This window comes from Paracidovorax sp. (genome assembly GCF_057642795.1).
Map to the genome: position 1 here is coordinate 58042 of NZ_JBXYZY010000029.1, position 23853 is coordinate 81894.

The 23853-nt window shown below is 70.7% G+C and carries 21 protein-coding genes; 10 read left to right on the top strand and 11 right to left on the bottom strand.

All coding sequences use genetic code 11. From position 1 onward, the window contains the following. Nucleotides 1–93: 93 nt before the first annotated feature. From AC3A84_RS11495 to AC3A84_RS11510, 4 genes are all read left to right on the top strand, one after another. Nucleotides 94–2232 (top strand): putative bifunctional diguanylate cyclase/phosphodiesterase, encoded by a 2139-nt coding sequence (locus tag AC3A84_RS11495; RefSeq protein ID WP_487969756.1) that lies wholly within the window; start codon nucleotides 94–96, stop codon nucleotides 2230–2232. A 167-nt stretch (nucleotides 2233–2399) separates the two neighbouring features. After that, nucleotides 2400–3839: an AmpG family muropeptide MFS transporter gene (locus tag AC3A84_RS11500; protein ID WP_487969757.1), complete on the top strand. Its 1440-nt coding sequence runs from the start codon at nucleotides 2400–2402 to the stop codon at nucleotides 3837–3839. Between the two features lie 140 nt (nucleotides 3840–3979). Further along, complete coding sequence (locus AC3A84_RS11505) at nucleotides 3980–4696, top strand: response regulator (protein WP_487969758.1); 717 nt, start codon at nucleotides 3980–3982, stop codon at nucleotides 4694–4696. After that, the gene (locus AC3A84_RS11510; protein ID WP_487969759.1) at nucleotides 4697–5923 is read left to right on the top strand and encodes an ATP-binding protein; all 1227 of its coding nucleotides are present in this window, start codon (nucleotides 4697–4699) and stop codon (nucleotides 5921–5923) included. Between the two features lie 18 nt (nucleotides 5924–5941). On the opposite strand, the gene AC3A84_RS11515 is transcribed toward AC3A84_RS11510, so the two are convergent. Beyond that, entirely contained in the window at nucleotides 5942–7210 is a 1269-nt protein-coding gene (locus AC3A84_RS11515) for a YbfB/YjiJ family MFS transporter (RefSeq protein ID WP_487969760.1), read from the bottom strand. Between the two features lie 74 nt (nucleotides 7211–7284). Here AC3A84_RS11515 and AC3A84_RS11520 point away from each other — a divergent pair, with 74 nt between their 5' ends. After that, the gene (locus AC3A84_RS11520) at nucleotides 7285–8154 is read left to right on the top strand and encodes a LysR family transcriptional regulator (protein ID WP_487969761.1); all 870 of its coding nucleotides are present in this window, start codon (nucleotides 7285–7287) and stop codon (nucleotides 8152–8154) included. 58 nt (nucleotides 8155–8212) lie between these two features. Then, complete coding sequence (locus AC3A84_RS11525; RefSeq protein WP_487969762.1) at nucleotides 8213–9307, top strand: NAD(P)H-dependent flavin oxidoreductase; 1095 nt, start codon at nucleotides 8213–8215, stop codon at nucleotides 9305–9307. 53 nt (nucleotides 9308–9360) lie between these two features. On the opposite strand, the gene AC3A84_RS11530 is transcribed toward AC3A84_RS11525, so the two are convergent. The 4 genes from AC3A84_RS11530 to AC3A84_RS11545 are packed head-to-tail and all read right to left on the bottom strand — an operon-like array spanning nucleotide 9361 to nucleotide 13906. After that, entirely contained in the window at nucleotides 9361–10383 is a 1023-nt protein-coding gene (locus AC3A84_RS11530) for a glycosyltransferase family 32 protein (RefSeq protein WP_487969763.1), read from the bottom strand. Further along, nucleotides 10380–11435 carry a glycosyltransferase family 2 protein gene (locus AC3A84_RS11535; RefSeq protein ID WP_487969764.1) on the bottom strand — a complete coding sequence of 352 codons (1056 nt, stop codon included), beginning with the start codon at nucleotides 11433–11435 and terminating at the stop codon, nucleotides 10380–10382. The genes AC3A84_RS11530 and AC3A84_RS11535 overlap by 4 nt, the downstream gene beginning before the upstream one ends. Next, the gene (locus tag AC3A84_RS11540; protein ID WP_487970067.1) at nucleotides 11432–12565 is read right to left on the bottom strand and encodes a glycosyltransferase; all 1134 of its coding nucleotides are present in this window, start codon (nucleotides 12563–12565) and stop codon (nucleotides 11432–11434) included. Before AC3A84_RS11540 ends, AC3A84_RS11535 begins: the two co-directional genes overlap by 4 nt. A gap of 36 nt (nucleotides 12566–12601) precedes the next feature. Beyond that, complete coding sequence (locus AC3A84_RS11545) at nucleotides 12602–13906, bottom strand: O-antigen ligase family protein (RefSeq protein ID WP_487969765.1); 1305 nt, start codon at nucleotides 13904–13906, stop codon at nucleotides 12602–12604. Nucleotides 13907–14076: 170 nt separating this feature from the next. On the opposite strand from AC3A84_RS11545, the gene AC3A84_RS11550 reads away from it, so the two are divergent. Further along, a complete protein-coding gene (locus AC3A84_RS11550; RefSeq protein ID WP_487969766.1) occupies nucleotides 14077–15030 on the top strand; it encodes a glycosyltransferase family 32 protein in 954 nt (317 codons plus the stop codon). 46 nt (nucleotides 15031–15076) lie between these two features. On the opposite strand, the gene AC3A84_RS11555 is transcribed toward AC3A84_RS11550, so the two are convergent. The 4 genes from AC3A84_RS11555 to radA form a co-directional block, all read right to left on the bottom strand. After that, nucleotides 15077–15283 (bottom strand): zinc-finger domain-containing protein, encoded by a 207-nt coding sequence (locus AC3A84_RS11555; protein WP_092937951.1) that lies wholly within the window; start codon nucleotides 15281–15283, stop codon nucleotides 15077–15079. A gap of 5 nt (nucleotides 15284–15288) precedes the next feature. Next, nucleotides 15289–16227 (bottom strand): branched-chain amino acid transaminase, encoded by a 939-nt coding sequence (locus tag AC3A84_RS11560; RefSeq protein WP_092937949.1) that lies wholly within the window; start codon nucleotides 16225–16227, stop codon nucleotides 15289–15291. 43 nt (nucleotides 16228–16270) lie between these two features. Then, nucleotides 16271–16717: a glycerate kinase gene (locus AC3A84_RS11565; protein ID WP_487969767.1), complete on the bottom strand. Its 447-nt coding sequence runs from the start codon at nucleotides 16715–16717 to the stop codon at nucleotides 16271–16273. A gap of 61 nt (nucleotides 16718–16778) precedes the next feature. Next, on the bottom strand, nucleotides 16779–18155 hold the full coding sequence (radA, locus tag AC3A84_RS11570) for a DNA repair protein RadA (RefSeq protein WP_092937947.1): 1377 nt from the start codon (nucleotides 18153–18155) through the stop codon (nucleotides 16779–16781). Between the two features lie 236 nt (nucleotides 18156–18391). Between radA and AC3A84_RS11575 the strand changes: the two genes are divergently transcribed. Both AC3A84_RS11575 and AC3A84_RS11580 read left to right on the top strand, forming a co-directional pair. Continuing rightward, nucleotides 18392–18733 carry a hypothetical protein gene (locus tag AC3A84_RS11575; protein WP_487969768.1) on the top strand — a complete coding sequence of 114 codons (342 nt, stop codon included), beginning with the start codon at nucleotides 18392–18394 and terminating at the stop codon, nucleotides 18731–18733. 93 nt (nucleotides 18734–18826) lie between these two features. Continuing rightward, nucleotides 18827–19447, top strand: coding sequence for a glutathione S-transferase family protein (locus AC3A84_RS11580; RefSeq protein WP_487969769.1), 621 nt, complete (start codon nucleotides 18827–18829; stop codon nucleotides 19445–19447). Nucleotides 19448–19499: 52 nt separating this feature from the next. Here AC3A84_RS11580 and AC3A84_RS11585 read toward each other — a convergent pair whose 3' ends face one another. Both AC3A84_RS11585 and alr read right to left on the bottom strand, forming a co-directional pair. Next, complete coding sequence (locus AC3A84_RS11585; protein WP_487969770.1) at nucleotides 19500–21098, bottom strand: ABC transporter substrate-binding protein; 1599 nt, start codon at nucleotides 21096–21098, stop codon at nucleotides 19500–19502. 205 nt (nucleotides 21099–21303) lie between these two features. Beyond that, complete coding sequence (gene alr, locus AC3A84_RS11590; RefSeq protein ID WP_487969771.1) at nucleotides 21304–22401, bottom strand: alanine racemase; 1098 nt, start codon at nucleotides 22399–22401, stop codon at nucleotides 21304–21306. 142 nt (nucleotides 22402–22543) lie between these two features. On the opposite strand from alr, the gene lplT reads away from it, so the two are divergent. Then, entirely contained in the window at nucleotides 22544–23824 is a 1281-nt protein-coding gene (gene lplT / locus AC3A84_RS11595; protein ID WP_487969772.1) for a lysophospholipid transporter LplT, read from the top strand. Nucleotides 23825–23853: the final 29 nt, after the last annotated feature.

The window sequence follows — 23853 nt, forward strand, 5'->3', positions numbered from 1 at the left end:
ATCCCCCAGGAAATAGCGCCGCTCGCGACCCAGGCAACTCGGGCACAATCAAATGTCAAGTTTTGTATCGGGCCGCTCGACCGCCCCGCTCCCATGGACAGCCCCCTCGTCACGGCGTACCTGATCTCGGTCGGCATCCTTCTCATGGGTGCCGGGTACACCGCTGTGCTGGCCTGGCATAGCAAGATGCCGCGCGTGCTGTGGAGCTACGCAGCGCTGAGCCTGTGCTTCGCGCTGTTCCAGCTCTGCAACGCACTGCAGTATGCGGCCGATGGCCCTGCCTCCGCCCTGCAGGCGCACCGCTGGCTCAACCTGTGGTCGCTGCTAGCGGTTCCGCTGGGTACCTTTTTCTTCGAATCGGCAGGCTCGCCACGGCCCCGCCTGCGCCTGACCGCCGCCGTTAGCGCCCTCACGCTGGTGCTCGCGGCACACAACTTCAGCACGCCTTTCGGCTACCGCTTCAACCAGCCCCCCTCCGCCGAATGGGTGACGCTGCCCTGGGGCGAGTCCATCTACCTGCTCAAAGGCACCACCGACGTGCCCCTGCAGTTGCTGCGCCTGCTGTCGTTCTTGCTGCTCGCCGCCAGCCTGCCCGCACTGCGCAACTTGCAAGGCAGGGCCAGCCTCTGGCGCGTCGCCTCCTATGGGGGCGCCGCACTGCTGTCCGCAGGTGCCGTCATCTCGGTGCTGGCGGACAGCGGCAACATGCACCTGCCGTATCTGGGCGGATTCTCCTTCCTGCTCGTGAGCGCTTTGGTCATCGGCGCGTTGATGCGCGATCTGCGCCGCCAGGGACTTCGGGCGCGCCAGCATGGCTCGGGCCTGCGCTATGGCCCGCCCACCGCGCCGGCGCCGCTCGCGGCAGCGGCGCCACGCTCCGCGCCGCAGGGTACAGCCCCGCCCGGGGACGCTCGCTACACCCAGCTGCCGGACCGTGCCGAGCTGCTGCGTCAGCTCGCGCCGGTGCTGCAAGACCACCAGCGCAAGGCCGAGCCCTTGACCGTGTTCGTCTTCGACATCGATCGCTTCGACCTGCTGTGCGCCACGCAAGGGCGGGCCGCTGGCGACTCCCTCATGGCCCAGCTCGCCGGCCGACTGCAGAAGACGCTGGTGGACGGCGACCTGCTCTCTCGCGGACATGGGGCCGGTTTCACGGTCGTCTGCAAGGGCATTGCGCCCCACGCGATGGCGCAGCGCCATGCACAGCTCGACAGCGCCTTCGCCCTGCCCGTCGCCTTCGCGGGCAAGGTGATGAACGTACGCGCCAGCGCCGGCGTGGCTCGCTTTCCCGATGACGGCCTGACGGCCGAGGCCGTGCTGGACGCGGCCGAACTGGCCCTGCACCAGGCCAAGGCCAACGGCCGCGGCGGCCAGCCGCTCAAGACCTTCACCTCCGCCCTGAAAGACCAGGTACAGGAGCAGCTGGAACTGGAGGACGAGCTGCGCACTGCGCTCGCACGCGGCGAATTCGTGCTGCATTACCAGCCCCAGATCCAGGGCGACACCGGCCAGCTGGTATGCATGGAGGCACTGGTGCGCTGGCAGCACCCGGTGCGTGGGCTGATCTCGCCGCTGCGCTTCATCCCGGTAGCGGAATCGACGGGCCTGATCCACCCCCTGGGCGCCTGGGTGCTGGATAGCGCCTGCGCCCAGTTGGCGCGCTGGCAGGCCCAAGGCCACACGTCGCTGCGCATGGCCGTGAACCTGTCGGGGCACCAGCTCGAAGACGAATCGCTCCAGGCCACCATCGCCGACGCGCTGGCCCGTCACCGCATCCGCCCGGGCGACCTGGAGCTGGAGATCACCGAGTCCGTACTGATGCACCAGCTGGACCTGGTGGCCGCACGCCTGACGGCGCTGCGCACGCTGGGCGTGCGCCTGTCCATTGATGACTTCGGCACCGGGTATTCGTCGCTCAGCTATCTGAGGCGCCTGCCGGTGCATGCGTTCAAGCTCGACCGTTCCTTCATCCGCGACATGGACCTGAGCGGGCGCGGCCAGGCCGTGTGCGCCACCGCCATCGGCCTGGCGTTCGATCTGCAGGTGGAGGTCGTCGCCGAGGGCGTCGAGACCCTGCAGCAGGCGCAGATGCTCAAGCAGTGGGGGTGCCATCTGCTGCAGGGCTTCCTCTTCGCACGGCCCATGCCTGCGGATGCGGCGACGCAGTTCCTGCAAAGCGCCGCCAGCGCGGCCACCGCACCGGACCCGGCGCTACAGACCGCCAGTTCCTGAAGTCGGCGGCGCGACCGCCGGGTGCCGCCCGATAATCCCCGAACACCCGTCCGCCGCAGCCCGCAACCCCTGCCGGCTGAACGGCACCGCCACCAGACCCGCGCCCCCCGACAGCGCAGCCGGGCCGGCAACCGCCGCCCAGGCAGCGCGCCCTCTTTGTGCCCCCCATGACGAATCCAGCGCCCTCCACCCACCCCGCCGCATCCTCCCCCAGCGCCGATCCCGCCGCCACGCCGCCGCAGCCCGCGCCGCGCCGCAGTTGGGGGCAGGCCCTGCGGGTCTATCGTGAGCCGGCCAGCCTGCGCATGCTGGCGCTGGGCTTTTCGGCCGGGCTGCCACTGCTGCTGGTGCTGGGCACGCTGAGCTTCTGGCTGCGCGAGGCCGGCGTGGACCGCACCACCATCGGCTACCTCAGCTGGGTGGGGCTGGCCTATGCCTTCAAGTGGGTCTGGGCGCCGCTGGTGGACCGCATGCCCCTGCCGTGGCTCACGCGCGCGCTGGGCCGGCGGCGCGGCTGGCTGCTGCTGTCGCAGCTGCTGGTGATGGCCGGGCTCGCAGGCATGGCCCTGAACGACCCGCGCGAGGCGCTCGCGCCCATGGTGTGGTGCGCGCTGTTCGTCGCCTTCGGCTCGGCCACGCAGGACATCGCACTCGACGCCTTCCGCATCGAATCGGCCGACGCCGACCGGCAGGCGGCTCTGGCGGCCACCTACCAGACAGGCTACCGCCTGGCGATGATCTGGGCCGGCGCCGGCGTGCTCTGGGTGGCGGCCCGGGCCGAATCACCCACGGCCAGCGGCTACCAGCATGGCGCCTGGCAGGCGGCCTACCTGACCATGGCGGCGTCGATGCTGGTGGGCGCAATCACCGTGCTGCTCTCGCGCGAGCCCGCGCCGCGCCCGCTGCCGCCGGCGCGCAACGCCGCCGAATGGCTGCGCGGCGCGCTCGTCGAGCCCTTTGCCGACTTCGTCCGCCGCTACCGTTGGCACGCCGCGCTGCTGCTGGCGCTCATCGCGCTGTACCGCATCAGCGACGTGGTGATGGGCATCATGGCCAACCCGTTCTACGTCGATATGGGCTACACCAAGGACGAGGTGGCCGCCGTGAGCAAGGTCTTCGGGGTGGTGGCCACGCTGGCCGGCGCCTTCGTGGGCGGCGTGCTGTCCATGCGCCTGGGCGTGATGCGCGTGCTGATGCTGGGCGCGGTGCTCAGCGCGCTGAGCAACCTGCTCTTCGCCTGGCTGGGCCAGCAGGGCCACAGCGTGCCCCTGCTGATGCTGGTGGTGTCGGCCGACAACCTCTCGGGCGGCATCGCCTCGGCCGCGTTCATCGCCTACCTTTCCAGCCTCACGAACGTGCAGTACTCGGCCACACAGTACGCCCTCTTCAGCTCCATGATGCTGCTGCTGCCCAAGTGGATCGCCGGCTTCTCGGGCCGCTTCGTCGATGCCTACGGCTATACCGAGTTCTTCATCGGCACCGCGCTGATGGGGCTGCCGGTGCTGCTGCTGGTGGCGCTGGCATCACGGGTCAACATGGCCCCAGCCCTTGATAAACCACGACACCAAGCTACAACTTCAATAGCAAAAAGCAGGGACCGGCGCTGAGCAGCCGCCGGTCTGAAGCGCTCGTTTACCTAACTTTACGGAGACTTCAACCCGGCGAGATGCCCCGGCGTCACCATGCAGCCTGTGCCCCGTTGTCCCCTCCGTTGCCTCTTCTGTCTTACCTCTTCCGCCCGCCTGCCATGAGTTCCCAACTGCTGATGATCGAAGACGATGCCCGCCTGGCCGAGATGGTGGGCGAGTACCTGGGCCAGTCCGGCCTGCAGGTCACCCACAGGGCAGACGGCGGCAGCGGGCTGGCGCATCTGCAGGGCGAGGGCGGCTATGCGCTGCCCGACCTGGTCATCCTGGACCTGATGCTGCCCGACATGGACGGCCTGGAAGTCTGCCGCCGCATCCGCGCCCTGCCCGGCGCCGCAGCGCAGGTGCCGGTGCTGATGCTCACCGCCAAGGGCGACCCCATGGACCGCATCATCGGCCTGGAGCTGGGCGCCGACGACTACCTGCCCAAGCCCTTCGAGCCGCGCGAGTTGCTGGCGCGCATCCGTGCCATCCTGCGCCGGCGCGAGAGCGGCGCCCAGCCCGCGCCGCAGCTCATGCGCTTTGGCACGCTGGAGATCGACCGCGATGCCCGCAGCGTCACCGTGGGCGGGCAGCCGGCCGACCTCACCTCCTACCAGTTCGACCTGCTGGTCGCGCTGGCCGAGCGCGCCGGCCGCGTGCTCACGCGCGACCAGATCATGGAAGCCGTGCGCGGCCGCGAGCTGGAAGCCTTCGACCGCTCCATCGACGTCCACATGGGCCGCATCCGCGCCGCCATCGAGCAGGACGCCAAGAACCCGCGCCGCATCCTCACGGTGCGCGGCGTGGGCTACGTGTTCGCCAAACAGCAAGACTAGATGTCCCTGGTCAGCCCCTTCTCCCGCCGCCTGTATCTGCGCATCTGGCTCGCCGTGGTGGGCGGGGTGGCGGTGTTCGCACTGCTGGTGGGCTTCGCCTGGCGCATCGCGGCCGAGCACAACTCGCAGCAGGCCGCCTCGCAGCCTCCGGGACGCGAATTCGTGCTGCGCGATGCCCAGGGCCACCCCCGGCTCAAGGGCCAGGCCATGCGCCGGCCCACCGAGCGCGGCGAGGGGATCGAATTCGTGCTCGAAGGGCTCGACGGTGCGGCCTATACGCTGGAGATGTCGCCCCGCCCGCGCCCGCCTGGCCCGGGCCGGCACGACGCCGCCTTCTGGCTGAGCCCGCCCTTCGGCTTCCTCTGGATGCTCGCGCTGGTCGGCATCGCCGTCACCGTGGGCGTCTTCCCCATCATCCGCAAGCTGCTGGTGCGGCTGGAGACGCTGCAGCGCAGCGTGCAGCGCTTCGGTGAGGGTGACCTCTCGGTGCGCGTGACCGAACGCGGGCAGGACGAGGTGGCCGATCTGGCCCGGCAGTTCAACGCCGCCGCCGCGCGCATCGAAACCCTGGTCAAGTCGCACAAGTCATTGCTGGCCAATGCCTCGCACGAGCTGCGCTCGCCGCTCACGCGTATCCGCATGGGGCTGGAGCTGATGCAGGGCAGCGCACCCTCGCCCAACTTTCGTGCCGAGATCCTGCGCAACATCGCCGAGCTGGACCAGCTGGTGGACGAGATCCTGCTCGCCAGCCGGCTCGACGCGCGCGAGGCCGACGTGGGCACCGTCGAGGTGGTGGACTTGATGGGCCTGGCCGCCGAGGAATGCGTGCGCGTGGATGCCGAACTGCTGATCGCCGACGGCACGGCCGCGGACGCGCTGGAAGTGAACGGCATCCCCAAGCTGCTGCGCCGGGCGCTGCGCAACCTGCTGGAAAACGCCCGCCGCTACAGCCAGGGCGACATCACCGTCACCCTGCGCAGCACCGCCACGCATGTGGAAGCCAGCGTGTGCGACCAGGGCCCGGGCGTGCCGGCCGACCAGCGCGAACGCATCTTCGAGCCCTTCTACCGCCTGCCCGGCGCCAGCGAACGCTCCGGCGGCGTGGGCCTGGGCCTGGCGCTGGTGCGCTCCATCGCCGAACGCCACGACGGCCGAGTCTTCTGCACCGACCGGCCCGACGGCGCGAGCGGCGCCAGCTTCGTGCTGCAGCTGCCGCGCTCGGCCTGATCACGGCGCTCGGCGCGCTCAGCGCCCCGCAGGCAGCGGCCAGCGCCGCACCATCGCCCCCAGCACGCATGCCCCCAGCACCAGCGCGCCGGCCGCCATGGCCAGGCCCTGCGCAAAGCCCTGCTGCGGCGTGGCCGCATGGTGCAGCGCCCAGGCCACCAGGGGCGGGCCGGCGATCTGGCCCAGGCCGTAGGCCCCCGTCAGCAGGCCCGCGAAGCTGTCGCCCGCCGCCGGCCAGATGCGCCGCGCTTCCTGCAGCGCATAGAAGGTGATGGCCGTGAACGGCAGCCCCAGCAGCAGGCTGCCCAGCGCGAAGCCCGCCACCCCCGGCCACACCAGCCCCAGGCCGATGGCCAGCGCCTGCAGCGCGTAGCAGCCGGCCAGCAGCCAGCGCCGGTCCCAGCCAGCCGGCGTGCGGGTGGACAGCGCCGCGCCCAGCGCCACGCCCGCACCGAACACCGGCCAGAACAGATCGGGCCAGGGCGAGCCCGCCGGCAGCGCCCCGCGCGCGATCACCGGCAAAAAGGTGGCCGTGACGATGTAGCCCAGCCCCGCCAGGCCATAGGCCAGCGTGAGCAGCGCCCGGGCGCTGCGCTCCCCGCCAAGCATGGGCCCGGGAGCTGGCACGGCGGCGCTGCCGATCCCTGCCTGTTGCGCCGATCCGCGCACCACCGGCCAGACCAGCGCGCACAGCACCGCGCAGAGCAGCCCGAAGGCCGCCCAGCCGGCCGCCGCCGGCCAGTGCGCCGACACCATGGCGCTGGCCGAGAGGCCCGTGAGCACGATGCCCAGGCCCGGCCCGCAGAAGATCAGCCCGCCCAGCGCCGCCTGCCCCGACGCCACCAGACGCGCCATGCACCAGGACGACACGTTGAGGAACACCACCGCGCTCGCCACGCCCGCCGCCGCACGCAGCCACGGCCAGGCGCCGGCCACCGGCAGCGCCATGCCGCAGGTCAGCAGCACCGTGGCCGCCAGGCCCCAGCGCGTGAGCGGCGCGCCCTGCCAGGCCCGGGCGGTGCGCGGCGCCAGCCACGGCAGGGCCATGCAGGCCAGGGCCCCGGCCAGATAGCCCACGTAGTTGACGGTGGCCAGCCAGCTCCCGCCGGCCAGGGTGAGCACGCCATCCCGCAGCATCATGGGCAGCAGCGGGGTGAAGGCAAAGCGCCCAATGCCCATGGCGGCGCCCAGCGCGGCCATGCCGGCCAGGGCGATGGCCAGCGGGCGGTGCGCCAGGACGGGGGGCTGGGCGGCGTCGGCGCCAGAAGGGGCGGAATCATCGGACATGCGGTATCGCCTCGGCTTGTTCATTCTTTTTTTCAGATTAACATTCACACAATCCATCTTCAACAGAGAATTTCATGGATCTGTCCGCCCTGGAAATCTTTCGTGCCGTGGCGGCCGAGGGCAGCATTACCCGAGCGGCCGAACGGCTGGGCCGGGTGCAGTCCAACGTCACCACCCGCGTGCAGCAGCTGGAAGAGCAGCTCGGCGCCACGCTGTTCCTGCGCGAAGGCCGGCGCATGGCGCTGACGCCGGCCGGCACCTCGCTGGTCGCCTACGCCGACCGCCTGCTGGCGCTGGCCGAAGAGGCCCGCCAGGCGCTGCACCCCGCTATCCCCGGCGGCCGGCTGCGCCTGGGCGCCATGGAAAGCACCGCCGCCGCCCGCCTGCCCGCCCCGCTGGCCCGCCTGCATGCGCAGTGGCCCGGCCTGCAGCTGGAGCTGCGCACCGGCGCCTCGCGCGAGCTGGTGGACCAGGTGCTGACCCACACCAGCGACTGCGCGCTGGTCGCCTGGCCGCCGCCGGGCGTGGACCCGGAGGCGGCAGTGGACATCACGCCTGTTTTCACCGAATCGCTGCTCATCGCCCTGCCGGCCAGCCACCCGCCAGCGGAGCGCCCCGGCGACCTGCAGGTGGACATGCTGGCCGCCTTCGGCCCCGGCTGCACCTACCGCCGCATGGGCGAGGACTGGATGCGCGCGCAGCGCCACGGCGCCGCGCCCCAGGTGCTGGAGCTGGCCTCCTACCACGCCATCCTGGCCTGCGTGGCCGCCGGGCGCTGCGCCGGCGTGGTGCCGCAGTCCGTCATCGACCTGATGCGCGAGCCGCCCGCGCTGCGCTGGGTGCCGCTGGCCGAACGCGAAACCGTGCTGGTGCGCCGGCGCGGCTGGCACACACCGGCACTCGATGCCCTGCTGCAGGCGCTGCAGGGCGCGGCCTCCGCCTGACCCGCTCCGCCTGCCACCCCATCCACGGCCTCGCCCTCCCCCTCGACGAAAGCCCGCCATGCCATCTGCGCCCGCCACGCCGCCCGCTCGCCCGGCCCCGCTGTTCAGCCGCCTGGGCATCGCCCTGCCCATCGTGCAAGGCCCCATGACCGGATCGGACACGCCGGCCCTGGCCGCCGCCGTCTCCGAAGCCGGCGGGCTGGGCATGCTGGGCTGCGGCATGCGCTCGCCCGCCGCCATGGCCGAGGCCGCGGCCGAGGTGCGCCGCCGCACGGGGCGCCCCTTCGGCATGAACCTCTTCGTGCAGGCCACGCCCTCGCCCGATGCGGACACGGTGCGCGAGGCGCTGGACCGGCTGGCGCCGCTTTACGCCGAGTTCAGTCTGGAACCCGCCGTGCCCGCGCAGTGGTGCGAGGACTTCGCGGCGCAGTTCGAGGCGCTGCTCGCGGCGCGCCCGGCCGTCGCCAGCTTCACCTTCGGCATCCTCGATGCGCGCCAGGTGGAGCGGCTGCACGCGGCCGGCTGCACCGTCATCGGCACCGCCACCACCGTGGCCGAAGCCCGCGCCTGGGCCGCCGTGGGCGCCGATGCGGTCTGCGCCAGCGGGCTGGAGGCCGGCGGGCACCGGGGCACCTTCCTGGCCGACTTCGAATCCAGCATGGTGGGCACGCTGGCGCTGGTGCCGCAGTGCGTGGATGCGCTCGCCGGCCTGCCGGTGATCGCGGCTGGCGGCATCATGGACGGGCGCGGCATCGCCGCCGCCCAGGCCCTGGGCGCCGAGGGGGTGCAGATGGGCACGGCCTTCCTCGCCTGCCCGGAATCGGCCATCGGCCCGGCCTACCGCGCCGCGATGGCCGCAGCGGGCGAAACCGATACGCGCATCACCCGCGTGTTCTCCGGCCGGCCGGCGCGCGGCATCGTCAACGCCACCATGGAGCGGCTCGCATCCGTCGAGGCCGCCGTGCCGGCCTACCCGGTGCAGAACGCGCTGATGGGTCCGGTGCGCAAGGCGGCGGCTGCGCAGGGCCGGGCCGATGTGCTGGCGCTCTGGGCCGGCCAGGGCGTGGCGGCGGCGCGGCCGATGCCGGCCGGGGAGCTGGTGGCGCTGCTGGCGCGGGAATGGCGGGCAGCCAGCGCCAAAATCAAGGCCTGATGGCCCTGCAGCGCAGGCGAATCAAGCGCCCATAGCTATTCTTTTTATAGCAATCAGCGCGCAGTGCCCTTGCCCGTTCCGGCCATGAGCTGCTGTCCGGCGATGCTGTCCGGCAGGTAGAGCCCGCGCTCCAGGTAGTCGTCCAGCCGCCGGCGGTCTGGCGAGCGCAGCTTGATGAGCGGCGGCAGCGCGCCCGTGGGCCGCGAGAACAGCAGCCGCAGCTTGAGCGGCGTGCGGCCCCAGCGCCCGAGCACGTGGTAGTAGAACGGCCCGTCTTCGGCGCGGGCCAGCGCCAGCCGGTAGCCGCCGCGCGTGCGCAGCACGAACTGCAGCGCCAGGTGCATGCTGAGGTAGTCGGGCGCGTCGATATGCTGGCGCACGTCCTCGTAGATACCCAGCGACTGCAGGTGGGCGATGTACTCGTGGCCCGTGCGGTGGATGACCTGAGTGGTGAATTCGTGCTGCAGATCGGCGATGAAGCGGCTGCCCGGCGGCGCGGCCATGAACCAGTTCTCGACCACCGGATAGGCGGCGTCGCGGGTGTGGCGCTCCAGGTAGAAGCCCACGAAGTCGGCCGGCGTGCGCGCCTGCTGCTCCAGCACCCAGTCCAGCGGCGCGGTGAGGATGCTGCTGGCATCCACCCAGATGCCGCCGTGCAGGCGCAGCAGCTCCAGCCGGATCCAGTCGGCGCGCTTGGCGGGCGAGACCTGGTCGAGCACGGCCGGGATCTCCGGCAGCCAGGCGCGGGCGGAGACGTCGTCCAGCAGGCGGATCTCGTAGCCCGGGCTCATGCGCCGCCAGTTGGCGAAGCAGCGCTGGATCAGCAGCGGCGGCGCATCGCCCTTCCAGTAGGCCCAGATGACGCGGGGAATGGGGCGCGGCGCGGCGCCATCGTCGCCAGCGGCCGGCGAAGGCACACCCGCAGCGGGCGCGATGGCATGCAGCGCGAAGGCCGGCGGCGGGCAGGTTTCGAGCCGGCGCGGCCACAGGCCGTAGAACCGGCGCAGGCCGCGTGCCAGCCAGAGTTCGCCGCGCGTCTTGAGCGAGGGGCGGCGGGAAGGAGCGGAAGAAGTCATCGGGGTCGCAGCGCGTGGGCGCGCAGGAATTTCAGGCGCCGCAGCCACCAGCCGCGCAGCAGATAGGCCTGGGCCAACGCCTCGGCGGGCAGCGGCGAGGCGGCGGCGAAGTCGGCGCGGATGCGGCCGGCCGCGGCGTCCAGCGCCGCCGCATCCGCGCCGGGCTGGGCGGCGGCGCGGGCCACCACGCGCATGGCGCCCATCAGGCTGCGGGCGCACTGGTGGGCCAGGGCGAAGCGCAGGGCGGGGTCTGCGGCCTCGGGCCGGCCGCGCAGCGCATCGCCGAAGGGCCGCAGCGCGGCGGACTGGTCCATGGCCTTGGGCAAGGTCATGGTGGACAGGATGCTGCCGCCGCGCTGGCGGTAGGCCACCCAGGGTTTCGGCACATGCCAGTAGCTGCGCGCGCCCAGCAGGGCCAGCGGCATGGTGGCCATGTCCTCGAAATAGCGGCCGGGCGGAAAGCGCACCGAGGCCGGCCAGAGGGCGCGGCGCGTGATCTTGGACCAGGCATGCAGCTGGCCCGTGGCCAGCAGGCCAGCCAGCAGCTCGGGGCCGCCGGGGCGCAGCGCGGCGTGCGGGCCCGCGAAGGTGTTGCGATGGCGTTCGCCGCGCAGGCGGTGCTTCAGGCGCGGGCGCTCGCGCCAGACGGCGAAGTCGCAGAGCACGGCATCGGGCGCGTGCAGGCCCACCACCTCGCGCAGGCCGGCGATGGCGCCGGGCAGCAGCTTGTCGTCGGAGTCGAGGAACCAGAGGTAGTCGCCCCGCGCCGCGTCGATCATGGTGTTGCGCGCGGCGCTCAGGCCGGCATTGCGTTCATGCCGCAACAGCCGCAGGCGGCCGGGCCAGCGGGCATCCAGCGCGGCCATGACCTCGGCCGAGCCATCGGTGGAGCAGTCGTCGAGCAGCAGCACTTCGACGCCCGCATCAGCCGGCGCCTGGGCCAGCACGGATTCGACGCATTCGGCCAGGTAATCGCGAACGTTGTACACGGGCACGAGCACGCTGAGCCAGGGTGTGGCGGCGGCCGGCGCCGCGGAAGCGAAAGGACTCATGGCGTGGCGGGCTCCGCCGGCAGCAGGCCGAGCAGCAGCGCTTCGTAGCGCGCCGTCGTGGTGGGCAGGCCGTAGTGCGCCACGGCGTCTTCGCGGGCGGCGGCGGCCATGCGGGCGGCGGCGGGGGTGTCGGTCAAGAGGCGCTGCAGCGCATCGGCGAGCGAGGCGGCATCGCCGGGCTCGGCCAGCAGGCCGGTGCGGCCGGGCGCGATCACCTCCTGCACGCCCACCACGCGGCTGCCCACCACGGCGCAGCCGGCGGCCATGCCTTCGATGAGCGAGAGCGGCATGCCCTCGTAGTGGGTGGAGAGCACGCAGATCTGCTGGCCCATCAGCAGCCCGGGCACGTCGGCGCAGTGGCCGATGAACTGCACCTGGGGCAGCAGGTCCAGCTCCTGCGCCAGCCGCTCGGCCGCCTGCCGGGCGCTGGCCTTGCCGCCGCCGGCCAGCCGCACGGGCGGGGTCAGGCCGCGATCGCGCAGCAGCGCCACGGCGCGCAGCAGCGTGGCATGGTCCTTCTGGCGGGCGAAGCGCGCGGCCATGACGATGCCCGGCTCGCGCGCGGCGAACGGCCTGGCTTCGGCCTGGGCGAAAGGCTCAAGGCGCACGCCGTTGGGAATGGCATGGATGCGGTCGGCCGGAAAGCCGCGCTCCAGCAGGGTGCTGCGCACGCCTTCGGACACGCCCACGATGGCCGCCGTGCGCCGCGCCAGCCAGCGCGCCTGCGCCAGCCGCCAGGCGGTGTAGCGCTCGCGGGAGTTGTGCTCCACATGCACCAGCCGGGGCACGCCCGCCAGCAGGCCGGCATAGCGGCCCCAGAGGTGTTCGCTGAAACCGTGCGCGACCAGGATGTCGGGCTGCCAGCGCCGGCACAGCGCCGCCAACTGCCACACGGTGGCGGCATGCGCCCAGCCGGGCACCAGTTCTACCGCCAGCCCCTCGGCGCGCAGCGCGGCCACGCGCTCGGGCGTGGTGGTGCGGCGCTTGGCGCGCAGCGCGAGCAGCGCCTCGAACCGGCCCGATGCGGCATGGGCGCGCACCAGATCGACGGCCACCTGCGTGGCGCCCGAGAAGCCGCCAGTCACGAAGTGCAGCACGCGCGGCCGGCGTGCAGCGGAGAGCGGGGGCATCGTGCTCATGGAAGCATCATGACGGCCACCGGGGCCTCAGGTGCGGGCAGCGGATGCGCGCAAGGCCGGGTCCGCGCCCAGCAGCGCGGACCATACGATCATGTTGGAGAAGAGATAGAACATGATCCCGCTGTTGTGCGCGAAGAAGACCTGCGTGAGCCCGAAGCCCACGTAGAGCACGGGAATGCACACGCCGGTGAGCCGCAGCGCCACGACCTGAGCGCGCTCGGCCTCGGGCAGGCTGTCCAGCGCCGCCAGCCGGCGCCGGCTGGGCCAGAAAAGGAAGAAGGGCACGCCGTAGAAGCACAGCAGCAGGGCCACGCCGCCGATGCCGGTCTTGACGAAGACGTCCAGCGGCTCGTTGTGGACGTAGATGTATTCGGTGATGGACTTCTGGTAGAGGCCGGCCGCGACGCGCTTGTCCTTCTCGCGCATGTAGCCGGCCAGGCCCCAGCCCGTCAGCGGCCGTTCACGGCCCAGGTCCCAGGCGAAGCGCCAGTGCTCCAGCCGCTGGCCCACCGAGCTTTCGGCGCCCGCGCGGGCGTTGTCGTCGTACTGCGTCACCTCCTGGTGCATCAGCTCCCAGCGCTGCTCGATCAGGCGCCAGTTCATCGCCGTCAGCACCACCAGCGCAGCGAGCAGCGCCCCCGCGATGCGCAGCACCCGCCCGGGGTGCAGGCGATGGAAGAGATAGATGCCCAGCGGCAGCGCCAGCAGAAGCGCCAGCCAGCCGCCGCGCGACTGCGACAGCACCGAGGCGTTGAGCGCCATCAGGGCCGCCGCCACGCCCACCCAGGGCACGGCACGCGGCAGCTGGCGCCAGAGCGCCACCAGCTGCATCGCCAGCATGGCGCCCAGGAGCAGCGCCAGGTTGCCCCACTGGATGGCATTGGTGTGGTTGGACGGAAAGCCCGAGGCGCGCGGCGCGCCTTCCACGCGCACCTGCCAGAGCGCCACGCAGCCCGCGCCGATGCAGCCCAGCAGCAGCCCCCAGAAGAGCGCCCGGGGGCGCGGCGGGAACTTGGCGATGAACAGCAGGCACACGGTGCCGAGCAGGAACTTGGTGGAGCGGTCCCACTGCGCCATGCCTTCGCGCGCATCCGACATCACGCACCACAGCAGCCCCATGGCGAAGAAGATGGCGGCCAGCGCCAGCGTGCCGCGGTCGGGCCGGTGCCGCACCCAGTGCGGCAGGCTGGCGACAGCGCCCAGCAGCAGCATCACCGCGCCGTAGGAATAGCCCGAGGCAGCGGTCAGGGACAGCGCCAGCACGAGAAAGGCCGCAGCGGTGTTCCACTGGCGCTGCCAGGGCGACGGGCCCAGATAAGACGAAATTTGCATCGAAAAAAAATTCTTAGGGAATTCCTGGCGCCGCGCCCGAGATCGGTTCGCACCAGCCGCTATCGTTTCATGCGAACGATTGGCGCGGATCGTAACCCGGTGGCCGGCGTGCAGAATGCCGCCGTCGCGTATCCGCGCGCTTTCGTGCATTTCGGTGCTGCTCTGACTCCATGACACATTCCCTCCCCGCTGCCGCCTTCCGCACCGTGTATGCCTTGCTGGCCCGGCTGCGCCCGCGCATGGCAGCGGCCTATGCCGCCGCGGCGCCCCAGGTCGCCGCCCCGGGCGACGGAGCAGCGGCCAGCGCCGCCATTCCGCGCCGCATCTGGAGCTACTGGCACAGCGTGCAGCCCGACGCCTTCGTGGAGCGCTGCATCGCCAACTGGCGCGCGCAGTGCCCGGGCTTCGAGGTGCAGGTGCTCAACCAGCAGACGGTGCGCGAGCACGTGCCGCCGGCCGACTGGCCCGAGGGCTTCGAGCGGCTCGACCCGGTCAAGCAGTCGGACTGGATCCGGCTCTATCTGGTGAGCCGCTTCGGCGGCTACTGGCTGGATGCGACCGTGCTGCTGACCCGGCCGATCGACTGGCTGGAGGCGATGCGCCAGGCGCAGGGCGCAGACTTTGCGGGCTTCTACCTGCAGGGCTACACGCACGACGCGCAGTTCCCGGTGGTGGAGAACTGGACCTTCGGCGCGCCCGCCGGCGGCGCCTTCGTCACCGCATGGCAGCGCGAATTCCACCATGCGCTCTTCGAGGTAGGCACGGCGGCCTATCTGGCCGCACGGCAGGCGGAGCCCGGCTGGACGCAACTGCTGCAGGGCATTCCCGATCCGGTCTATCTGCTGGGCCACGTCACCGCGCAGCGGGTGCTGCGCCGGGATGGCGCGGCGCACCGCCTGGCACTCGCTCAAGCGGAAGACACGGCTTTCTTCTACCAGAAGGCCGTGGGCTGGAAGTGGTATTTGCTCTACCCGCGCCTGTGCCTCGTTCCGGCGGACGCGCAGGTGCCGCCGCTGGTCAAGCTGCGCGGAGGCGAGCGGCGGCATTTCGCGCGCCTATTCGCGCGGCATGGCGAGCCCCGGCCGGGCAGCCTTTGGGGCCATGCCTGCAGCGGGCATCGCTGAGGCGGGGGAATGAACAGGCCGGCAGTCTCCTACCGGCCTGCGGAGATCAGTGGCCCGCGTGGACCACTTCGCCCGCCTTCAGGCGGTACACCGTGCCGCAGTACGGGCACTTGGCTTCGCCCGTGTGGGCCACGTCCAGATAGACCTTGGGATGGTTGTTCCAGATCTTCATGTCGGCCTTGGGGCTCGGGCAGAAGACGCCGCCCTGGGGGTTGAGATCCTTGGCGAGCAATTCGATGACGGCTTGGGACATGGCGATCAGACCTTGGTGAGCCAGTGGGCGTATTGGGGGTTGCGGCCGTTGACGATATCGAAGAAGGCCTTCTGGATCTTCTCGGTGACCGGGCCGCGGCTGCCGGCGCCGATGGCGATGCGGTCCAGTTCGCGGATGGGCGTGACTTCGGCGGCAGTGCCGGTGAAGAAGGCCTCGTCAGCGATGTACACCTCGTCGCGCGTGATGCGCTTTTGCACCAGCTCGATCCCCAGATCCTTGCAGATGTGGAAGATGGTGTTGCGGGTGATGCCGTTGAGCGCGCCGGCCGACAGGTCGGGCGTATAGACCACGCCGTTCTTCACGACGAAGATGTTTTCGCCCGCGCCTTCGGACACGAAGCCCGACGCGTCCAGCAGCAGCGCCTCGTCGTAGCCGTCGTCCAGGGCTTCCATGTTCGCGAGGATGGAGTTGGTGTAGTTGCTCACCGCCTTGGCCTGCGTCATGGTGATGTTGACGTGGTGGCGCGTGTAGCTGCTGGTCTTGACGCGGATGCCGCGCTGCATGCCTTCCTCGCCCAGGTAGGCGCCCCAGGCCCAGGCCGCGACCATCAGGTGGATCTGGTTGCCGCGGGGCGACACGCCCAGCTTCTGCGAACCGATCCAGGTCAGCGGGCGCAGGTAGCAGGATTCGAGCTGGTTCTCGCGCACCACGGCCTTCTGGGCCTCGTTGACTTCTTCCTTGCTGAAGGGGATGGCCATGCGCAGGATCTTGGCGCTGTTGAAGAGGCGCTCGGTGTGTTCCTGCAGGCGGAAGATGGCCGTGCCCTGCTCGGTCTTGTAGGCGCGCACGCCTTCGAAGGCGCCGCAGCCGTAGTGCAGCGTGTGGGTCAGCACGTGGATCTTGGCATCGCGCCAATCCACCATCTGGCCGTCCATCCAGATCTTGCCGTCACGGTCGGCCATCGAGGGAACTACGGGGCTCATCGTCATCCTTGTGTGGTTGCGGGAAGTCGCAAAACCCGTGATTTTACGTTTCGGCGGCCGGTTGCGCCTGCTGCTGGGGCGTCTGCGGCGCGGCCTCGTCCGCAGCCGGGCGCACCAGCTCCCAGCGCACCAGCCGGCCGCGGCGGAACTCGCAGGTCACGTGCGACTGCGTGCCGTCCGTCCAGCGGAAGATCTCCGGGTCTTCGCCCTCGGGCGACTGCGGCTGGCCGAGCGAGCGCGTCATCGCCACCACGTGCATCAGGTTCACGCCCTCGCGCAGCCGGGCGTTCAGCATCACGGCGCTGCCCACATGGCCGATGGGGCGCTGGGCCGCCTTGTTCATCACGTTCATGAGGCGCGTGAAATGCAGCAGCGCCCACATCATCAGGCCGCCGCCTACGGCGAAGACGCCCTGCCAGCCGTAGCTGCGCCAGGCCAGGCCCACCAGCACCAGGATGCCGGCCGGAACGAGGTATTTGCGAAAATTCATGGCGCGCATTGTCCTATGGCGATTCCGCTGCGCCGGTGTGGAAGCTGCGTAGGCGAAGACCCTAGAGCCCGCGCACGACCTCCATGGCCTGCTCCACCCGCTCCACCGCATGGATGGTCAGCCCCTCGATCGGCTTCTTGGGCGCATTGGCCTTGGGCACCACGGCCACGGTGAAGCCCAGCTTGGCGGCCTCTTTCAACCGTTCCTGGCCGCGCGGAGCGGGGCGCACCTCGCCCGCCAGCCCCACTTCGCCAAAGGCGAGGAAGCCCTTGGGCAACGGCTTGCCGCGCAGGCTGCTGGTGATGGCCAGCATCACCGCCAGGTCGGCCGCGGGCTCGCTGATGCGCACGCCGCCCACGGCGTTGACGAACACGTCCTGGTCCATGCAGGCCACGCCGGCATGGCGGTGCAGCACGGCCAGCAGCATGGCCAGGCGATCGCGATCCAGGCCCACCGACAGGCGGCGCGGGCTGGGCCCGCCCTCGTCCACCAGCGCCTGGATCTCCACCAGCATGGGCCGCGTGCCTTCCAGCGTGACCAGCACGCAGCTGCCTGGCACGGGCTCGCTGTGCTGGCTCAGGAAGATGGCGCTGGGGTTGGTCACGCCCTTGAGGCCCTTCTCGGTCATGGCGAAGACACCGATCTCGTTCACCGCGCCGAACCGGTTCTTGATGGCGCGCACCAGCCGGAACTGGCTGTGGGTGTCGCCTTCGAAGTACAGCACCGTGTCCACCATGTGCTCGAGCACGCGCGGGCCGGCCAGGGCGCCTTCCTTGGTCACATGGCCCACGAGGATGATGGAGACGCCCGAGGTCTTGGCCGCCCGCGTGAGGTGGGCCGCGCATTCGCGCACCTGGGCGACCGAGCCCGGCGCGCTGGTGAGCTGGTCGGAATAGACGGTCTGGATGGAGTCGATCACGGCCACCGCGGGCTGCGTGCTGTCGATGGTGGCGAGGATCTTCTCCAGCTGGATTTCCGCCAGCACGTTGACCTGGCTGTGGTCCAGCCCCAGCCGGCGCGAGCGCAGCGCCACCTGCGCGCCGCTTTCCTCGCCCGTCACGTAGAGCGTGGGCAGGCCCAGGCGCTGCAGCGCATCCAGCGCCTGCAGCAGCAGGGTGGACTTGCCGATGCCCGGGTCGCCGCCGATCAGCACCACGCCGCCTTCGACGATGCCGCCGCCCAGCACCCGGTCCAGCTCGTCCAGGCCGCTGGGCGTGCGCGCCACGTCGGTGGCCTCGATGGCGGCCAGCGGCGTCACCGCCTGCGCCTGCGCCAGGCCCGCGTAGGCCGGCGCGCTCAGCCGGTTCTTGCCGGGGCCGGCTTCGGCCACAGTCTCGACCAGCGTGTTCCAGGCACCGCAGGAGGGGCACTTGCCCAGCCAGCGCGGGCTGGTGCCGCCGCAGGCGGTGCAGGTGTAGAGGGTCTTTTCTTTGGCCATGGGAACGCAGCTCGAAAGGGGGTCGGCGCGGGCGGGCCGGGGCCGGCCGCGCAAAGGCGGCATTGTCGGGGATGCGGCGCGCAGGCCACCGCGCAAGGGCATGGGGCGTTCCCACAGGTCAACGGAGGTAAGCCATTGCAATGTCAGCCGCCTCCTACCCGAGGGGCCTGCCCGCGCACCGAGCATCTCCGCTCCAGCGGCGGTTCGCCGCGCCACGTTGAACCAAGGAGCCTTCCATGACCTCTTCCCGACTGTCCCGCACCTCCACGCGCTGGTGGATCGCAGCCCCCCTGGTCGTCGTGTCCGCACTGGCCCTGAGCGCCTGCGACCGCACCAAGCCCGGCGAGCCGGCCAACAGCTCGGCGCCCATGACGCCGTCGCCCTCCGCCCCGACCACGCCCGCACCGGACGCCGGCACGGGCACGACGGGTTCCGGCATGGGCTCCAGCTCCAGCATGGGCACGGGTTCCGGCACCAGCACGGGCGGCATGGGTTCGACCGATTCCGGCACGGGCAGCTCCATGCCGCCGGCCGCTGCCGCATCGGATGCGGCCAGCATGCCGCGCACCACGAACTGAGCGCTGGGGGCGACTGGCGATGGGCTGAAGTAGCGGCCCGGGATTAGCATCAGGGCACCCTCAGCTCTGGTGCGCCCCCGGCGCCTTGAACCCATGTCCTCGTCCGAACTCACCCTCTACTACGCTGCCGGCACCTGCGCACAGGCCGTGCGCATCGCGCTCGAAGAAGCACAGGTGCCCTACCGCCTGGAACGGCTCGATTTCTCCGCGCGCCAGCAGCAGTCGCCTGAATACCTCGCCATCAACCCCAAGGGCCGGGTGCCGGCGCTGGTCACCGAGCACGGCGTGCTGACCGAAACGCCGGCGCTGCTGGCCTACATCGCCCAGCGTTTTCCGCAGGCGCAGCTGGCGCCCACGGACGCATTCGGCTTCGCGCGCATGCAGGAGGTGCACAGCTACCTGGCTTCCACCGTTCACGTGGCCCATGCCCACCGCCCGCGCGCCAGCCGCTGGGCCGACGAGCCCGAGGCCATCGCCGCCATCCAGCGCAAGGTGCCGCAGAACATGACGGACTGCTTCACGCTGATCGAGGACCACTACCTGCAGGGCCCCTGGGTGCTGGGCGATGCCTATTCGGTGGCCGACGGCTATCTGTTCACCATCGCCGGCTGGCTGAAGAGCGACGGCGTGGACATTGCGCGCTTTTCCAAGGTGCATGCGCACTTCGAGCGCGTGGGCGCCCGCGCGGCGGTGCAGCGGGCGCTGGCCGACTGAGCGGGCGGCCCGGCGCAATCCCCAGCACCGTCCGCCCGCGGCTTCGGCCACCTCAGTTCACCTTGAGCTGGCGCCAGTCGATGCGGTTGTCGGCGCGGTGGGTGATCTCCACCTTCTTGGACGCGGCCCACGGAATGATCTGGTTGTAGAGCGGGATGTGCGAGATCAGCGCATGGTCCTTGACCAGCGCCTGCTCGATCAGGCCGTTGCGCGTGGCGGGGTCGGTTTCCTTCTTGATGCGCTCGATCAGCGCGTCCTGCTGCGGATTGCTGAACCGGCCCAGGTTGAAGTTGCCGTCGCCGCCCGCGCCGGGCGAGCGCACCAGCGACTGCAGCGTGTAGAACGCGTCGAAGGTCGGCACGCCCCAGCCCAGCAGGTAGATGCTGGCCTCGTTGCGCTGGATCATCGGGAAATAGGTGGCGAAGGGCAGCGTGCGCAGCTTGGCCTTCACGCCCACCTTGGCCCACTGGGCGGTGATGGCCTGGCAGAGCTGCTCGTCGTTGATGTAGCGGCCCGCGCTGCAGGCGAAGTCCACCTCGAAGCCCTGCGGGTAGCCCGCGTCGGCCAGCAGCTTCTGCGCGGCGGCGGCGTCGTACGGCCAGCGCACGTCGGCCTTGGGCGTCCAGCCGTTGACCTGCCGGGCGATGAGCGTGCCGGTGGGCTGGGCCAGGCCGCGCAGCACCACGCGCTGGATGGCGTTGATGTCGATGGCCTGGTAGAGCGCCTGGCGCACGCGCACGTCCTTGAGCGGGTTCTTGCCCTTCACGCTGGAGCCGGGCAGCTCGTCGCGGAACTGGTCCATGCCCAGCAGGATGGTGCGGTTCTCGGCGCCGTCCAGCACCTTCAGGTTGGGCTGCTGGCGGATGCGCGGCACGTCCTGCAGGCTGGGATCGATCACGAAGTCCACCTCGCCCGAGAGCAGCGCAGCGGTGCGCGTGGCGTCGGACTTGATGGGCGTGTAGACCACCTCGGTCACGTTGCCCGGGAACTTGCCGCGGCCCCACCACAGCGGGTTGGCCGTCAGCACCACGCGCTGGTCGGGCGACCACGACTTGAGCACGAAGGGGCCGGTGCCCAGCGCGTTGCGGTGGGCGTAGTTCTCTTCGCTGACCTTGATGTCCTTCGGAATCGTGGTGTTGTTCTTCTCGGCCCAGGGTTTGCTCATGATGCGCAGCTCGGTCAGCTGGTTGACCAGCACCGGGTTGGGCAGGTCCGAGAAGATGTCGATGGTCTGCGGGTCCACCACCACGACGCGGTCGATACCCAGGGTGAAGACGGCGTAGTTGGAGCTCTTGGCCTTGGCGCGCTCCAGCGAGAACTTCACGTCATCCGCCGTGAGCGGCGAGCCGTCGCTGAACTTCACGCCCTGGCGCAGGCTGACGCGCAGCTGCGTGGGGCTGACCTGCTTCCAGCCGGTGGCCAGCTGCGGCTCGGGCTTGAAGGTCTTGCTGTTGTATTCGACCAGCGTTTCATAGACGGCCGAATGCAGCGCGTTGTTCGTGCCCACGTTCTGCGCGTGGATGTCCCACGAGGTCAGGTCGGCCGAGCGCGCATAGCGGAAGGTGGCGGCATCGGCCGTGGCCGGCAGGGCCGCAGCGGCGAAGACCGCCACGGCGGCGGCGATGGCAAGCAGGGGGGTGGGGGCGCGCATGGTGTGTCGGGTCCTCTCGGTGGCGTCGTCGCCGGGTTCATCGTTCCGGGGCGGCCGGCTCTCTGGCGAAGCCGGGCCCACGGGGGCAAGAACACCACTATGCCGGGCCTGCGCCCGGCAATGAAAGAACCATTCGTGTTAACCATATGCACTGCCGGTGCTTGCTTGCACACCGGGCAGCGCCACCGCACGTGCCCCGGGGGGGTCAATCGGCCATGGCCACCGGCACGCGCTGCGCCAGCGCGCACATCAGCTCGTAGCCGATGGTGCCGCCGGCGCGTGCCACCTCGTCGATGGGCTGGATCGTGCCGCTGGAAGAACGCCCCCAGAGCGTGACCTCGCTGCCGATGCCCGCGCCGGGAACGCCGGTCAGGTCCACGTTCAGCATGTCCATGCTGACGCGGCCCACCAGGCGCGTGCGCGTGCCGTTCACCAGCACGGGCGTGCCGGTGCCACAGTGGCGGGGATAGCCGTCGGCATAGCCGCAGGCCACGATGCCGATGGTCATGGCGCGGTCGGCCGTGAAGCTGGAGCCATAGCCCACGGTATCGCCCGGCTGCAGATGCTGCACGCCGATGATGCGGGACGACAGCGTCATGGCGGGCTGCAGGCCCCAGTCGGCCGCGGTGCGCTCCGGATGGTCGGGGGCGCTGCCGTAGAGCACGATGCCGGCGCGCACCCAGTCGCCGCGCACGGTGGCGTCCGTGCCCTGGCGCAGGGTGGCGGCGCTGTTGCACACGCTGCGCTCGCCGGGCAGGTCCTGCGTGGCCTGGCGGAACACGGCCATCTGGTGGTCGGTGCCGCGCGGGCCGTCAGCGTCGCTGAAGTGGGTCATGAACGAAATCTCATCGACCTGCGTGAGCGCGTTGAGGCGCGCCCAGGCGGCGCGGTAGCGCTCGGGCGTGAAGCCCAGCCGGTTCATTCCGGAATTCATCTTGAGGAACACGCGGTGCGGCGCCTGCGTCTTGTGCGCGGCCAGCCAGTCGATCTGCTCGTCGCAGTGCACCGCGTGCCAGAGGCCCAGGCGCGAGCACAGCTCCAGGTCGCGCGGCTCGAACACGCCTTCGAGCAGCAGGATGGGACCGCGCCAGCCCAGGGCGCGCACGCGCTCGGCCTCGGCCAGGTCCAGCAGCGCGAAGCCGTCGGCCGCGCGCAGCGCGTCGAACACGCGCTCAATGCCATGGCCGTAGGCATTGGCCTTGACGACGGCCCAGACCAGCGCATCGGGCGCGGCCTGGCGGGCACGTGCCAGGTTGTGCTGCAGCGCAGCGGAATGGATGGTGGCCAGGATGGGACGCGGCATGACGGAGTTTCCACGGGGAACAAGCATGGAATTCTGGCACTGCCCCCCTGGGGGTGCGTGATATAACCGCCGGTCCCTGCAGCAGTTCTGCAAGATTTAACAGGACATCAGTCCAACTGATGCACGACGCCCCAGCCATCCGATGAAGCGCGGTTTCTACACCATCATGTCGGCGCAGTTCTTCAGCTCGCTGGCCGACAACGCGTTGTTCGTCGCCGCCGTGGAGCTGCTGCGCACCAGTGGGGCCCCCGAGTGGCAGCGCGCTGCCCTGGTGCCCATGTTCGCGCTGTTCTACGTGGTGCTGGCGCCCTTCGTGGGCGCCTTTGCGGACGCCATGCCCAAGGGGCGGGTGATGTTCATCAGCAATGCCATCAAGGTGGTGGGCTGCCTGATGATGCTGTTCGGCTCGCACCCGCTCATCTCCTACGCGGTGGTGGGCCTGGGCGCTGCGGCCTACTCGCCGGCCAAGTACGGCATCCTCACCGAACTGCTCCCCGCCTCGCAGCTGGTCAAGGCCAACGGCTGGATCGAGGGGCTGACCATCGCCTCCATCATCCTGGGCGTGCTGCTGGGCGGCCAGCTGATCGGGCCGGTGGTGTCAGGCCATCTGCTGGCCTTCGACATGCCGCTGATCGACACCGGCGTGAACACCGCCGCCGAAGCGGCCATCGCCTCGATGATCGCGCTCTACCTGGCCGCAGCCTGGTTCAACACGCGCATCCCCGCCACCGGCGTCGAGATGCGCCCCATGCCGAGCAACCCGCTGGCCATGCTGCCGGACTTCTGGACCTGCAACAACCGGCTGTGGCGCGACAAGCTGGGCCAGATCTCGCTGTCCACCACCACCCTCTTCTGGGGCGCGGGCGGCAACCTCAAGTTCATCGTGCTGGCCTGGGCGGCCGCGGCCCTGCACTACAACACCACGCAGGCCTCGGCGCTCACGGGCGTGGTGGCCATCGGCACGGCCGTGGGCGCGGTGGTGGCTTCCATGCGCATGCGGCTGGACGCGGCCACCAAGGTCATTCCGCTGGGCATCGCCATGGGCCTGCTGCTGATCGCGATGGTGTTCATCAAGAGCATCTGGGTCGCCGTGCCGTTCCTGATCCTGCTGGGCGGGCTGGGCGGCTACCTGGTGGTGCCCATGAACGCGCTGCTGCAGCACCGCGGCCACAACCTGATGGGCGCGGGTCGCTCCATCGCCGTGCAGAACTTCAACGAGCAGGCCTGCATCCTGGGCCTGGGCGCGTTCTACAGCCTGTCGCTCAAGATGGGGCTGTCGGTGTTCGGCGCCATCACGGCCTTCGGGCTGGTGGTGGCGGGGGTGATGTGGCTCATCAAGCGCTGGCACATCCACAACTGCCAGGCCTACCCGGACGAGGTGGAGCACCTGCTGCACCTGGCCCGGCACGACCACCATCACTGAGCCGGTCCGCGCCCGGCCTGCGCTCTCTT

Bases quoted from the DNA above. Each gene is read 5' to 3' on its own strand.
- AC3A84_RS11495 (WP_487969756.1), top strand. From the start codon at position 94: ATGGACAGCCCCCTCGTCACGGCGTACCTGATCTCGGTCGGCATCCTT.
- AC3A84_RS11500 (WP_487969757.1), top strand. From the start codon at position 2,400: ATGACGAATCCAGCGCCCTCCACCCACCCCGCCGCATCCTCCCCCAGC.
- AC3A84_RS11505 (WP_487969758.1), top strand. From the start codon at position 3,980: ATGAGTTCCCAACTGCTGATGATCGAAGACGATGCCCGCCTGGCCGAG.
- AC3A84_RS11510 (WP_487969759.1), top strand. From the start codon at position 4,697: ATGTCCCTGGTCAGCCCCTTCTCCCGCCGCCTGTATCTGCGCATCTGG.
- AC3A84_RS11515 (WP_487969760.1), bottom strand. From the start codon at position 7,210: ATGTCCGATGATTCCGCCCCTTCTGGCGCCGACGCCGCCCAGCCCCCC.
- AC3A84_RS11520 (WP_487969761.1), top strand. From the start codon at position 7,285: ATGGATCTGTCCGCCCTGGAAATCTTTCGTGCCGTGGCGGCCGAGGGC.
- AC3A84_RS11525 (WP_487969762.1), top strand. From the start codon at position 8,213: ATGCCATCTGCGCCCGCCACGCCGCCCGCTCGCCCGGCCCCGCTGTTC.
- AC3A84_RS11530 (WP_487969763.1), bottom strand. From the start codon at position 10,383: ATGACTTCTTCCGCTCCTTCCCGCCGCCCCTCGCTCAAGACGCGCGGC.
- AC3A84_RS11535 (WP_487969764.1), bottom strand. From the start codon at position 11,435: ATGAGTCCTTTCGCTTCCGCGGCGCCGGCCGCCGCCACACCCTGGCTC.
- AC3A84_RS11540 (WP_487970067.1), bottom strand. From the start codon at position 12,565: ATGCCCCCGCTCTCCGCTGCACGCCGGCCGCGCGTGCTGCACTTCGTG.
- AC3A84_RS11545 (WP_487969765.1), bottom strand. From the start codon at position 13,906: ATGCAAATTTCGTCTTATCTGGGCCCGTCGCCCTGGCAGCGCCAGTGG.
- AC3A84_RS11550 (WP_487969766.1), top strand. From the start codon at position 14,077: ATGACACATTCCCTCCCCGCTGCCGCCTTCCGCACCGTGTATGCCTTG.
- AC3A84_RS11555 (WP_092937951.1), bottom strand. From the start codon at position 15,283: ATGTCCCAAGCCGTCATCGAATTGCTCGCCAAGGATCTCAACCCCCAG.
- AC3A84_RS11560 (WP_092937949.1), bottom strand. From the start codon at position 16,227: ATGAGCCCCGTAGTTCCCTCGATGGCCGACCGTGACGGCAAGATCTGG.
- AC3A84_RS11565 (WP_487969767.1), bottom strand. From the start codon at position 16,717: ATGAATTTTCGCAAATACCTCGTTCCGGCCGGCATCCTGGTGCTGGTG.
- radA (WP_092937947.1), bottom strand. From the start codon at position 18,155: ATGGCCAAAGAAAAGACCCTCTACACCTGCACCGCCTGCGGCGGCACC.
- AC3A84_RS11575 (WP_487969768.1), top strand. From the start codon at position 18,392: ATGACCTCTTCCCGACTGTCCCGCACCTCCACGCGCTGGTGGATCGCA.
- AC3A84_RS11580 (WP_487969769.1), top strand. From the start codon at position 18,827: ATGTCCTCGTCCGAACTCACCCTCTACTACGCTGCCGGCACCTGCGCA.
- AC3A84_RS11585 (WP_487969770.1), bottom strand. From the start codon at position 21,098: ATGCGCGCCCCCACCCCCCTGCTTGCCATCGCCGCCGCCGTGGCGGTC.
- alr (WP_487969771.1), bottom strand. From the start codon at position 22,401: ATGCCGCGTCCCATCCTGGCCACCATCCATTCCGCTGCGCTGCAGCAC.
- lplT (WP_487969772.1), top strand. From the start codon at position 22,544: ATGAAGCGCGGTTTCTACACCATCATGTCGGCGCAGTTCTTCAGCTCG.